An 11,029-nucleotide genomic window follows, 5' to 3' on the forward strand; every position below is an offset into this window, starting at 1 on the left:
GTTGCTCCCCCCTTACGATGAATTGAGTTTGCTTACAGCCAGACGGCCCAGTCGCCGTAGTCAAAAGTCCCGCTGCCGTGATGAAGCTTGCCCTCGGCGTCAAGCGCGCGGAAGGCGTCCCGCATGCGCGCAAGGATCTCGGGCTGAATGTCCAGCGTGTGATGCGCCGGAAAGACTCGCCGCACCGGCAACGCCGCAATTCTTTCAAGACTTTTAAGATACGCCTGCGGGTCGGTGGATGGATAGTAGGCAAAGAGCGTATCCTTGTAGACCAGATCGCCGGTGAACAGGTACCCTGTCGCCGCCTCCCAGAAGCACATGTGCCCCGGGGAGTGCCCCGGCGTGTGGAGCGCAGTGATTTCACGCCCGCCAAGGTCGATGACGTCGCCGTCGTGCAGCACTCGCGTCGGTGTTCCCTGAAAGAACTGATAGGTACCGACGTCGTAACCCTGCGGCAGTTCGCAGCGGTCAACGACCATACCGCGAATCGTCTGCATGTTCAGAGGAAACTCCCCGGCGAGCCAGTTAAGTTCCGCCTCGTGGGCATAGAAGTCGGAGTAGTAACGATGACCGCCGATGTGGTCCCAATGAATATGCGTAGCCACCGCCGTCACAGGCTTGTCCGTCAGCGTTTTCACTTCCTCGGAAATATCACAGATGCCAAGCCCTGTATCGATCAGCAGCGCCCGGTCATTTCCCTCGAGAAGATAGCAGTGGGTCTCCTCCCAGTGGCGGTATTCGCTGATGATGTGTGTTTTCTCATCAATTTGGTCAATGGTAAACCACGGTTTCATTATATTAAATCCTTTCTGTTTTCAGGTATTCCATCTAAAGTAAAGCTCCTGCTCCCGTGTCGGTGCGCTACCAGATCAGCGGAAACAGCCGATACCTAATCTTGTCCATCTGCGCCCGATAGCCGGGGAGGCCGTCGGCGAGGGTTTGCTCCTCATCTTGGATACGCCACACAATTGGCACGGTCATGATCGCCCACTTGTTTTTCGGCAGATAAATTTCCTGTGTTCCTTCTTAAAGTCAAACAGAATGGTTGTCCTTCCCATTATTTACTCATATTGAATTCTCTTTTTTCGGCTCTGTGAGCTGCCACAAAGTGCTCATAATCAATGGAAGATTAAGCTTTGCACCGCTCACATTTGGACACATTGCTTTTCGCCAACCGTCACGCGGAAACGGCACTCCTCCGCTCCGGTCAGAACCGTATGCAGCAATTCCACCTGAAGCCCTCTACCCGGCAGCAATGTCTCGAGGACATAAAGGATACTCTGGCGGGAGCATTCGCAATGCCCTGCGGGGCAGGCAAAGCCGTCCGCCACCAGCGGACAGAGGCAGCGGGGATACCCCAGTTCATACACACGACCGCGCTCCAAAATATCCGCAAAGAAATAATCCGATCTGCCGTATTTTTCATACTGCCGGTCAAGGTCGCCGCCGCACTCGTCGAACTGCCGCTGCATCTCGCCCAGCACATAGTTTTGCACACAGCTTTCGGCGCAGGGGCGGTACAGCTTTTCACGCTCCGTCCGGGGCAGCGTTTCCATGCTCCGTTCCAAGGTCTCAAAAAATGCCCGGTCAAAGGTTTCGTTTTCCATAACCGTCTTTCCTCTCTGTTTTTATAATCGACAGTTTTGCAGCCGATGAAAAATTGGCAATTCAGTAGATCTCTATTTTTTCAACGCAGTTTTTCTCGCGCTCCAACAGCTGCCCTTTTGCCCCCATCGTAAACGCGATGTCACTGGAGCGAATTGACAGCAGCGTCATACCCGCTTCAAGGTTCAAAAAGCGAAGCTCTTGCAACAACAGGCAGATCACGCCCTCCTCCGATATGCTTTTCCAGCAATAGGAGCGGCCCTTATACCGCACAAATTTGCCCTCTGGCAGCGTGTAATCCATCAATTCCGGATTTTCCGTCAGAATGTGTCCCAACTTCGATGGCAGCAGCAGGCATTTTCGGGTCACGCAGAAGCCGCCCGTTGATTTGCTGCCGGTAAAGAGATATACGCGCCGCTCGCAGGTGATATCGTATTCCTGAACAGCCAGCGGAGGGAGAAAAATGCTTCCTTCCTCCCGAACAAGCGACTTGCCGAATATAAATTTTCCGCCTTTATTCATCTGAGGCATATGATTCACTTCCTGTCATGTTTCAATTTAAGTGTTTTTTATCTACTCGGCAGATAAAATTTCATGTATTCCTTCCGGACTCCAAATGACATTCTGCCTCTCTCGGTACATACCTGCTCAGTTAATTCAGGATGTGCATTCATCCGCGCCGCGCTCTTGTTTGCGGCGCACCCGCTTTTCCTTGAGATTAGTTTACTGGCAGAAAACCGGGTTTCGCTTACCTGCATGATGTTCCCGACAGGCAGTACAGTCACCATGACGCGGACAGCGTGTGCGCTTGCAAGGACAATCTTCGCAATGCATCACACAACACATGGGCGTATAGCGGATACCGTCTGCGGTCTGCTCCGCGGCTGTTTCGCAAAAGCCCAGATGCCGGTAAACCTCCACTGCGTAAGGCGAGGAATTCACCGTCATCTGCCCGGTGGGATTGTCCCGGCAGGCGCGGAGAAAAAGCTGTCTGCCAATGCCCTTCCGATGGTACGCACCGCGCACAAAGAATAGTGCGATATGCGCGCCACCGCTGCGGGTAGCCAAAACGCCAATGAGCGTGTCGCCCTCAAACGTGCCGTAAATGCGGAGCCTCGCAAGATAGTCCGCATCGTGGCTGGAGGCGTAAAACGTCTCGGCACCTTGCGATGTGTAGTCCGGCACTTCAAACGCCTGAAAGACTTCCCACGCCAGCTCCAGCACCGCGCCGCATTCCTCTTTCGCAAGTTCCCGAATTTCCATCCTCGCACGCTCCTTAAATTCCCTTTTCCAGCTCTGCAATCTCCTGCAAAACATTCAAAATGTCTTTCAGAATCAACGGCTGCATACTGTCCCGATATCTGGTGAGGTCGGCGCTCTCCAGCGCCGACCGGATGCGGGGGATCAGATTCGGCTTTGCAGCCGAAATCGACCACAGCGCCTGAACACACCGCCGGGCAGTGATGGGCTTTTCATCCGTCACATGGGAAAGAAACTCGTCCATCAGGGCGTCATAGCGGTTTTTGGAATCCCAGCGAGCATTGGCGGCAAGAATGCTGATTGCCCGGTTTCGCACCAACGAGTTTTTATGGCGCAGCAGCGCGGTGAGATCGTCCAGATACGGAGAATACCGGTCGCTCTCCTGGCTCTCCGCCACAACAGCATCCGCATAGGCGCAGGCGGCTTTGGTGTCCCTGTCGGTCAGACGCGCCAACAGTTCTTCACGCTCATTCATATTCTTGCCTCCCCATGGTGTTTCATTTGATAGATTCCTTTGCAGTCCCGGTTCAGCGTAGGAGCGCTGACGGTGATCACAAGCTCCTCCACAGACGAGAAGAGCGCCGCCGCGCACAGGACAATGCCCGACCCCGTCAGCCCAAGAGCCGCATACAAAAGCGGAGACGCAAAGATCAGCGCACCTGTCGCCTTGTTCGCGTAAGTATGCAGGGCGGAAAAGGTGCGGTATTTCGCAAAACCGATGCTATGGCCTGCAAGCCGGACGGCCGTAATACACGCCGCACAGACCCAGATCCATATGGGAAGCGGGACGCTCCGCACGGCAGCCACTGAGATCGCCGCCGCAAAGGCAAGGTCAGCAGCGCTGTCCAGCTTTGCCCCGGCGGTGCTTTGTATGTTCAGCCTGCGGGCAATGGGGCCGTCCAACAGATCGCTGACCCCGCCGCCTAAATAGCAGGCCCAGAATGCGGCGGAAAACGGGGCGGTCAGCACCATCCCGGCGGCGAGCAGAAACCGCGTGGAGGTGATTAAATTAGCAAGTTGTTTAATAAGAAGACCTCCCCACACTTTTTCTATATTCTAACACAGCGGTGTTAGATTGGTCATATTTTTTGATTGCCGCGTCAGCGGCAAGAAAAAAGATGCGTAATCATTAAAATCCTTCCTCTGGGGATAGAAAAAGACACGGTCGTGGAATCATCACTCCACTTCCGTGCCTTTCGTCTGTTGTAGGCTTTTGAGTTTTCTGGTTTGCGGGTCACAGGATTCAGCCCGTACCAGCTGCCGCGCCGGGCGGCGTTTTGTTTTTGCTGCTCCTTCTTGGAGAGCTTTTCGAAGGGGATAAATTTTTCCATCGTGATTCTCCTTTCAAAGATGAGTGAAGCTGATGATAACAGAAACGCCGGAGCTTGTCAAACGCAGTGCTTGAACGCTACCGTCTGCGCTTTCATGGAAATCTTGCCGACCTCGTAGCCGTAGGCGGGCAGCTCCTTTTTGAAGTTTAGAAAGCCGTGATCGATGGAAAATCCAAGGACGGCCTCGATCTCGGCGAAGGTCAGCGTGAATCCGTCCTCTGTGCGTTGACCGATTGCCTTCCAAAGCGGCTCATATTTGCTCATTTGTCCGCCCCCTCCCGCTTATTATTGCACCAAATGATGTAGATATGTCCAACGGCGAATACGACGCCGAACCCCGCCAGCAGCCAATGCCGCAAAAATACGCCTCGGAGGTGATTCTGGTGGGCAACAGATTGCGAGATTTACGCGAAGACGCGGATCTCAACCAGACGCAGCTTGCACAGATTCCGGGAATGTCGCAAACCGGTTATTCCAAATATAAAACTGGAGAAAACGATATTCCGACGCAGGTTTTGATCAAACTGGCAAACTATTATAAAACAAGCATCGATTACATTCTCGGCGTCAGCAATGACCGGTTTCCGTATCAGACGTAATTGCAGCGGCATGGAATCCCCATGCCGCTGTCTTTATTGCAATCATGTGCAAAAGCCTTCAGCTCATCTGTGATCTCAAATGTCGGACAGCCGGTTATATTATCGATATCAATGGGCATATCTCAAATCGAATCAACAACTGTAAAAGCATATTCCCCATCTGGCTTAAATGGGAGTACATACGGCCTCTTTTCATTATGCCTGGCGGTAACACGGAGCAAGGTGCCAAAACCGCTGCTGCAGAGTACTACGCCCATAAAAGCGCCTATCCGTACCAGGTCTACATGAATTGGTCAGCAACTCCTGATGCGGGCAATATCCTCTACAATGATAAAAAATTCGTCACGCTACTCTATGAGTACCACGAGGATTACTTTACTGATATCAGCAAGGTATCTGATGCAGGTCTGCTCGCCAAAGAGGGTATCTATGATTTCCTGGAACGGAGTAGTCGGACTGCTGTAGTGGTTGATTGCGAGAATGCCGATCCATATAAGCTCTACGCCACACTCAACAATTTGGATCAGGCAGCACTACTGGGCAAGATTGTGAAAATCATCCTCTATAATGATGTCCATGCAACTACAGCATGGAAGGTTCTTGAGAAATTCACGCAGATTCCAATCGAGCATAATATGATAGAGCGAATCAAAGAGAACAAGTCCCTTGTCGATATTCGACTGACAACCGGCACCTGCAGAGAATTCTTCCAAAACAACACAGATTCCTTCATACTGGCTTCCAGCGATTCTGACTACTGGGGACTGATCTCCGCAATGCCAGAGGCCCATTTTCTTGTACTTGTGGAAGAAGAAAAATGCAGTCCAACAATTAAGAAAGCCATGGAAGATGCAGGAATCACATATTGCTATACAGATGACTTCTGCACGGGCAATAGCAATGATATCAAGGTACAAGCCGTCCTGTCAGAAGTAAAACGGAGTCTTGATGAGGCAGTTCAATTCAATATCAACGATATTCTTGATGAATCCTATCGCCTGACAAGAGCGAATATGAGTACTGGGGAAAAGAAGCAGTTCTACGAGCGATACATCAAACCAATGCGCTTGAACATTGATAAAGATGGCAATGTCTGTGTGCAGCTTGGACCTGTCTGATCAAAAGCAAAATGGGAGATGGCAGTGCCATCTCCCGTTTCTGTACTTGGTGGGCCAGGTTGGATTCGAACCAACGAATGTCGGTGTCAGAGACCGGTGCCTAACCGCTTGGCTACATCCCATTATGTGGCGGGGGCAGAGCGACTTGAACACCCGCCTGCGGTTTTGGAGACCGCTGCTCTACCAGTTGAGCTATACCCCCATGTGGTGATGCCTGCGGGGCTCGAACCCGCAATTTCCAGCTTGAGAGGCTGGCGTCCTAAACCAATTAGACGAAGGCACCATTTGGAGATGCGGGCCGGATTCGGACCGGCGAACTAACAGCTTTGCAGGCTGTCCTCTTAAACCACTTGAGTACCGCATCATGGCTGAGATAGTTGGACTCGAACCAACGATGCCGGCGTCAAAGGCCGGAGCCTTGACCACTTGGCCATATCCCAACATTGTGGAGACCCACGCCGGACTTGAACCGGTCATTGCAGCCGTGAAAGGGCTGTGTCCTAACCTTTTAGACGAGTGGGCCGTGTTGCAGGGAGATGAACTCCCTGCATATAGTTCAGGCTACGGCATGATCCGTCACCAAAATATCATCAATTCGCACATGCAGCAGGGCTGCCAGCGCAATAAGATTATCGACCGTGGGGAGTGCAGTTCCATTCTGCCATTTGTAGATGGCTTGCGGAGAATTGAACCCGAACGCCATTTGCAGGTCGTGAACAGATAACCCCGCTGCCTTGCGCAGTTTCGCAATATTATGTCCTGTCATTTTCAGGTCGATCGTCGGAATGGATACCATACCAAACACCTCCTCTCCAATTAGATTCCGCCTATTTGGGGCGTGAAAAAGCCGCTTGCCTTATATCAAGACAAGCGGCTTTCTAATTCAGAGAGGATCGCACCTGATTGTATCGTCAGGGCCTCATGCCGATCCATCGCTTCTGCCTGCCTTGATATGAGCGTGCTTCGCTAAAGCTATACTCCCACTGGAAGGTAGCCTGGCATTCGCTCATATAAAAGCTGGCAGTGTTGAGGATCTTCATGGTAGTCGTTCCTTTCTGTAAAGTGTTTGCTCTTGGTTTCTGAAATTATCTTACCATAGGTTTCCCAATTTGTCATTCAACTTGTGGTTAAAATTTTCGTCTGCTTTGCGGAGGATAACTTGATGCTCCCAATCAAAAGGGAAGTTCCCTGAGGCATCCGTAAAATGCATCAGCGTCAATTTGCAGCGATGGGGGATCATACGAGTCGATTTTTCTTAGCTGCTTGCAGTGAGCAAAACTATATTTTAAACAATGAATTTCTTTCGCATCAAACGCATCAAATCTGGCCTTGACAAGGTTCGACAATTATCGAATGCAAACTCACGCACGTATAATGGGTCATCGCCAAACACATAGACTTCTTTCAATTCGGAGCAGTTGGCAAAAGATTTGACACCAATAGTTTGAATATACTCTTGCATACAGACTCTCTCTATGCTAATACAAGTTTCAAAGGCACATCGCCCAATTTCATTCGTGTGAATTGGTATTACAATACAATTTTTTCCCAACTCATAATAGGAAGCTATCTCGTATTCGTCGCCTTCAATCATGTAAGAATCAATGCATTGTAGTTGGCTACAACCTTCAAAAGCACAATCTCCAATCTTCTGCACAGATGAAGGAAGTTTTACATACTTCAAATTGGTACAATGTGAAAACGCATACGCACAAATTGTGAGTAGCCCATCTGCTGCTTCTACATAGGATAACGATTCATTACAGGCAAACGCCCCTTCAGCAATTTCTGTAATTCCTTCCGGAATCGTTATGGAGAGCGCGCCACCTCGATATCTCAGCAATATGGTTCCATCAATCTCGAAATCAGCGTTTGTTGTCTCTTTTGGTTGATGACAAGACTTACTCATACAGACCTCCAGTTTTGTGATGGTGCGAAAGCCCCTGCAATTTCCGCTAAACGAGTTTTGCGAAAGGCGTATCAGTACAATGATTGTACCATTTCAGGAGGGGGGGTAATGTCCATATTCCTTCCGTAAGATGAGTCAATATCCCGGACGAGACTGGGCACTTACATGCCTCTCGTCCACTATTTTTCACTCAAAACAGTGCCTTAGCGTTTATAGATCGTGTATGCATGGCAAACCATGCTTTTCTCTTCCGCAGTCACTGCACACATCAAAACACACGACCTGAGAGGGTTGTACCTTTGCCGGGTCGTAGTAATCATAGTACACACGGTCAAAAGAATTATTCGATACTGGTGTTGGTCTTTCCAGCACGCGCCTTGGGGGTTCGCTTTCATGTGGGAGAGCCTTCTCTCGTTTCGACTGGAACTCCGCCAGCCAACGAAGGTGCGGATCGTTTTCCAGATTGGGCCGTGCGGTTTCAGTACCAATACTCGGTGCATCTGCCACAGGTTTCTCTTCATTCGGGACTTTTGGTTTCTCTGCGATAAATTCAGGTCTGCACTTAACTTCATAATGGGGTTCTGCGTTGATGTGAAAGCTATCTGCTGGTGGCTCCACATCAAGTTTCAGAGCCTCTCTTCGCTTTCGCCGCCACTCCATCAACAGCGGCATTTCAGCCACGAAACCCTGGCGCACTATACAATTTTCAGGACTGCCATACGGGTTTTCAAAGCTCGAAACGTATAGACGCTCTTTCGCTCGTGTCATTGCGACATACAGAAGTCGCCGTTCTGCCTCAACATCCATCTCAGATTGAATGAAGAAGTCATTGGGGAAACAACCAACTTGAACTCCGGGTATGAACACTATCGGAAATTCAAGCCCCTTGGATTTATGGCAGGTCATAACAGACACTTTGTCTTTCGTTTCAGGGGCAATAAGCTCCTCCTCATTTGCTGTTGCACATGAGACATAATCGATGAATGCAGATAAGGAGGGATTTTCTGCGTTGGATTCCCACTCACTTGCGATGGCGATGGTCTGTTCCAACCACTGAATATTTGAACCCTGGGGAATGCCCTGATCTCGGTAGAACTCCAACAATTCCGTCAGTATTGACAGCACGGGTGTATTTTCGTCCCTAGCAACACGCTGGCTCAGATCACGGAGCTTCAAAAATCTCTTTGCAAATTCTGCTTGCTGCAGCCACGAAGCATCTCCGTTTGCAAGGTGATTAAATACCTCTGGCACCGGCAACTTATCCCACCCATTATCCTCGGCCAAATCCATAAACGTGAAATTGTCCAACACAGTCGATGGGTAATTGATGGCTTTGGACAAATTCGTTGTGCTCTTTGGATTTAAAATAGAATAGAGGACGCAGAAAAAGGATAAGAATTCGTTATTTGCCGAGTCCTGCCTGCGACTGTATGGAATACCGTGTGCAGCAAGAGCATCACAGATGTCTGGGGCTTGTTTACTTGATCTAACAAGGATTGCCACATCGCTGTAAGAATAAGTATTCTCTTTACAAAGCAGATCAATTATGCCGGAGATTAGCTGTGCCTCATCAGATGCGTCCTTCAATCGATAGAATTCAGGCGGTGCCAAAGCACGCAGTTTCGCCGTCATTTCCTTTTCGATACGGACTTGGTTGTGTGATATAAACTGATTGGCTAATGTGACCACATTCTTTTGTGACCGATAGTTTTCAGCCAATACAATCTTTTCTACGTCATCTCTCTGTGCAAAATCTCGGATATAGTTTGGTCGAGACCCTCTCCATTCGTAAATGCACTGATCATCGTCGCCAACAATGCATAGCGAGGCAACCTCCGACATACTCAATTCGACAAGACTATTTTGAATGTCGTTAGTGTCCTGGTATTCATCAATAAGAATATGTTCGAACTTTGCATGGAGGGCTTCTCGGATATCGGCATGGGTTTGAAGCATATTCACCGGGAGCCAAATCATGTCGTCAATATCAATCTGATTTGCTGCCCGTAGCATATCATTATATGCGTAAAAAACACCTGCGAACTCTGGGGGGCAAGGCCCATTCATCCCTTTTATGGCTGAGATTTTTCCAAGTATTTCTTTTGGGTCTCCACTGATCTTTTTTTGCTTTATAATTTGCTTCGCATATTGTGCCCTGACCGCTCCACCAGCGACTTCAAACTTTTCTTGTAACCCTGCATAATATGGGTACAACCTTATGATTTCAAGTCCAAAGGAGTGAAAGGTTTTTACAGACAACTTGCTTGCAGCGGGACCCAGTTTCTTATTAAGGCGCCGTTTCATTTCCCCGGCAGCCTTTGCAGTGAAGGTGAGAGCCAGTATTTTGGTCGCAGCAGACGGATCATCGTCTATCATACGAGCGATGCGTTCTGTCAACACCAGCGTTTTTCCGCTACCTGCACCTGCGATAATTGCTATGTATTTTGAATGGCTGTCAACCGCGCGCTGCTGATCTGGTGAAAGATGCATTTAATCTTCCTCCTGTGTAATCAATAGATTGACTCCGACAGGGCATCCCGGCATGTCTGCATTGATGTTGCACACAACAGCTGTATACCCTATCCCTCGGTCCATATTGGGGGCCATTACTGCCGCGAGTTCTTTTGAAATAAAGCCAATCTGGTTTCCCGCGCTATTTATAACCATGATAGCATTTTTATCGTATTCGTTGCGTGGGTCCCGTTGCAAGGAAATGGACTCGCCTTCTGTCATACGCCGAATCAAGCGTTGACGATTATCAAATGTAACCCCGGCGACCTTTGTGTGAAACTGAAATGCCATTGATGCCAGCTCCCTTCATGCTTCGTCTCGGAAGTACGTTGCTTTCTCGCTCTGAACTTTCTATTTTTGTGGACTTCGGTTTTCTCCATAATACCCCCAGTCAGAGGACTTTGCAATAAAATCCGATTTTGAGGAAGAATGTCAAGATGCCTTTTGGCAAACAAGGTGCAGCCCGATGTTATTATTAGTGTCAGGTAAGGAAAACGGATAACACCATCTGACAACAAAACAGATTGCTTCCCACGCCTCTCGCCATGCAGGGGATGCCTCGCATTCAAATTTACAAAAGGGAGTCGCTGTGATCACAGCGACTCCCTTTTCCATTCGATGCTCAATCTTGTCTTCATAATGCGCTTACTGCTTCTATTTGCCATTGGTGTAAATGGTAAGATAAAGTACACAAGT

14 protein-coding genes and 6 tRNA genes are annotated in these 11,029 nt (G+C 49.3%); 2 read left to right on the forward strand and 18 right to left on the reverse strand.

Going from position 1 to position 11,029, the window contains the following annotated elements:
- Nucleotides 1–32: 32 nt before the first annotated feature.
- The 8 genes from ON16_RS11875 to ON16_RS11910 form a co-directional block, all read right to left on the reverse strand.
- On the reverse strand, nt 33–794 hold the full coding sequence (locus ON16_RS11875) for an MBL fold metallo-hydrolase (RefSeq protein ID WP_040662732.1): 762 nt from the start codon (nt 792–794) through the stop codon (nt 33–35).
- Between the two features lie 351 nt (nt 795–1,145).
- Nucleotides 1,146–1,607: a hypothetical protein gene (locus ON16_RS11880; protein ID WP_040662734.1), complete on the reverse strand. Its 462-nt coding sequence runs from the start codon at nt 1,605–1,607 to the stop codon at nt 1,146–1,148.
- 61 nt (nt 1,608–1,668) lie between these two features.
- Nucleotides 1,669–2,136, reverse strand: coding sequence for a hypothetical protein (locus ON16_RS11885; protein ID WP_040662748.1), 468 nt, complete (start codon nt 2,134–2,136; stop codon nt 1,669–1,671).
- Between the two features lie 192 nt (nt 2,137–2,328).
- Entirely contained in the window at nt 2,329–2,868 is a 540-nt protein-coding gene (locus ON16_RS11890) for a GNAT family N-acetyltransferase (RefSeq protein ID WP_051131729.1), read from the reverse strand.
- 13 nt (nt 2,869–2,881) lie between these two features.
- Nucleotides 2,882–3,340: a hypothetical protein gene (locus tag ON16_RS11895; protein ID WP_040662755.1), complete on the reverse strand. Its 459-nt coding sequence runs from the start codon at nt 3,338–3,340 to the stop codon at nt 2,882–2,884.
- Complete coding sequence (locus ON16_RS11900) at nt 3,337–3,909, reverse strand: CDP-alcohol phosphatidyltransferase family protein (RefSeq protein WP_081579682.1); 573 nt, start codon at nt 3,907–3,909, stop codon at nt 3,337–3,339. Before ON16_RS11900 ends, ON16_RS11895 begins: the two co-directional genes overlap by 4 nt.
- 56 nt (nt 3,910–3,965) lie before the next feature.
- Nucleotides 3,966–4,196 carry a hypothetical protein gene (locus ON16_RS11905; protein ID WP_040662758.1) on the reverse strand — a complete coding sequence of 77 codons (231 nt, stop codon included), beginning with the start codon at nt 4,194–4,196 and terminating at the stop codon, nt 3,966–3,968.
- 57 nt (nt 4,197–4,253) lie between these two features.
- Complete coding sequence (locus tag ON16_RS11910) at nt 4,254–4,460, reverse strand: hypothetical protein (protein ID WP_040662761.1); 207 nt, start codon at nt 4,458–4,460, stop codon at nt 4,254–4,256.
- A 44-nt stretch (nt 4,461–4,504) separates the two neighbouring features.
- On the opposite strand from ON16_RS11910, the gene ON16_RS11915 reads away from it, so the two are divergent.
- Together ON16_RS11915 and ON16_RS11920 are read left to right on the forward strand one after the other, a co-directional pair.
- On the forward strand, nt 4,505–4,795 hold the full coding sequence (locus ON16_RS11915; RefSeq protein WP_439645734.1) for a helix-turn-helix domain-containing protein: 291 nt from the start codon (nt 4,505–4,507) through the stop codon (nt 4,793–4,795).
- Between the two features lie 197 nt (nt 4,796–4,992).
- Entirely contained in the window at nt 4,993–5,913 is a 921-nt protein-coding gene (locus tag ON16_RS11920; RefSeq protein ID WP_158441625.1) for an NYN domain-containing protein, read from the forward strand.
- Nucleotides 5,914–5,960: 47 nt separating this feature from the next.
- Here ON16_RS11920 and ON16_RS11925 read toward each other — a convergent pair.
- The 10 genes from ON16_RS11925 to ON16_RS11970 form a co-directional block, all read right to left on the reverse strand.
- Nucleotides 5,961–6,034 (reverse strand) — tRNA-Gln (locus tag ON16_RS11925).
- 6 nt (nt 6,035–6,040) lie between these two features.
- Nucleotides 6,041–6,115 (reverse strand) — tRNA-Trp (locus ON16_RS11930).
- Between the two features lie 3 nt (nt 6,116–6,118).
- A tRNA-Glu gene (locus ON16_RS11935) sits at nt 6,119–6,196 on the reverse strand.
- Between the two features lie 3 nt (nt 6,197–6,199).
- Nucleotides 6,200–6,277, reverse strand: a tRNA-Cys gene (locus ON16_RS11940).
- A 1-nt stretch (nt 6,278) separates the two neighbouring features.
- Nucleotides 6,279–6,353 (reverse strand) — tRNA-Gln (locus tag ON16_RS11945).
- A 6-nt stretch (nt 6,354–6,359) separates the two neighbouring features.
- A tRNA-Glu gene (locus ON16_RS11950) sits at nt 6,360–6,436 on the reverse strand.
- A gap of 33 nt (nt 6,437–6,469) precedes the next feature.
- Nucleotides 6,470–6,709 (reverse strand): helix-turn-helix domain-containing protein, encoded by a 240-nt coding sequence (locus tag ON16_RS11955; RefSeq protein WP_040662764.1) that lies wholly within the window; start codon nt 6,707–6,709, stop codon nt 6,470–6,472.
- 489 nt (nt 6,710–7,198) lie between these two features.
- A complete protein-coding gene (locus tag ON16_RS11960) occupies nt 7,199–7,822 on the reverse strand; it encodes a leucine-rich repeat domain-containing protein (protein ID WP_040662767.1) in 624 nt (207 codons plus the stop codon).
- 210 nt (nt 7,823–8,032) lie between these two features.
- Complete coding sequence (locus tag ON16_RS11965; protein WP_040662769.1) at nt 8,033–10,312, reverse strand: ATP-dependent helicase; 2,280 nt, start codon at nt 10,310–10,312, stop codon at nt 8,033–8,035.
- Nucleotides 10,313–10,624 (reverse strand): HIRAN domain-containing protein, encoded by a 312-nt coding sequence (locus ON16_RS11970; protein WP_040662771.1) that lies wholly within the window; start codon nt 10,622–10,624, stop codon nt 10,313–10,315.
- Nucleotides 10,625–11,029 lie beyond the last annotated feature (405 nt).

It is taken from the genome of Oscillibacter ruminantium GH1, assembly GCF_000307265.1.
GTDB lineage: Bacteria > Bacillota > Clostridia > Oscillospirales > Oscillospiraceae > Oscillibacter > Oscillibacter ruminantium.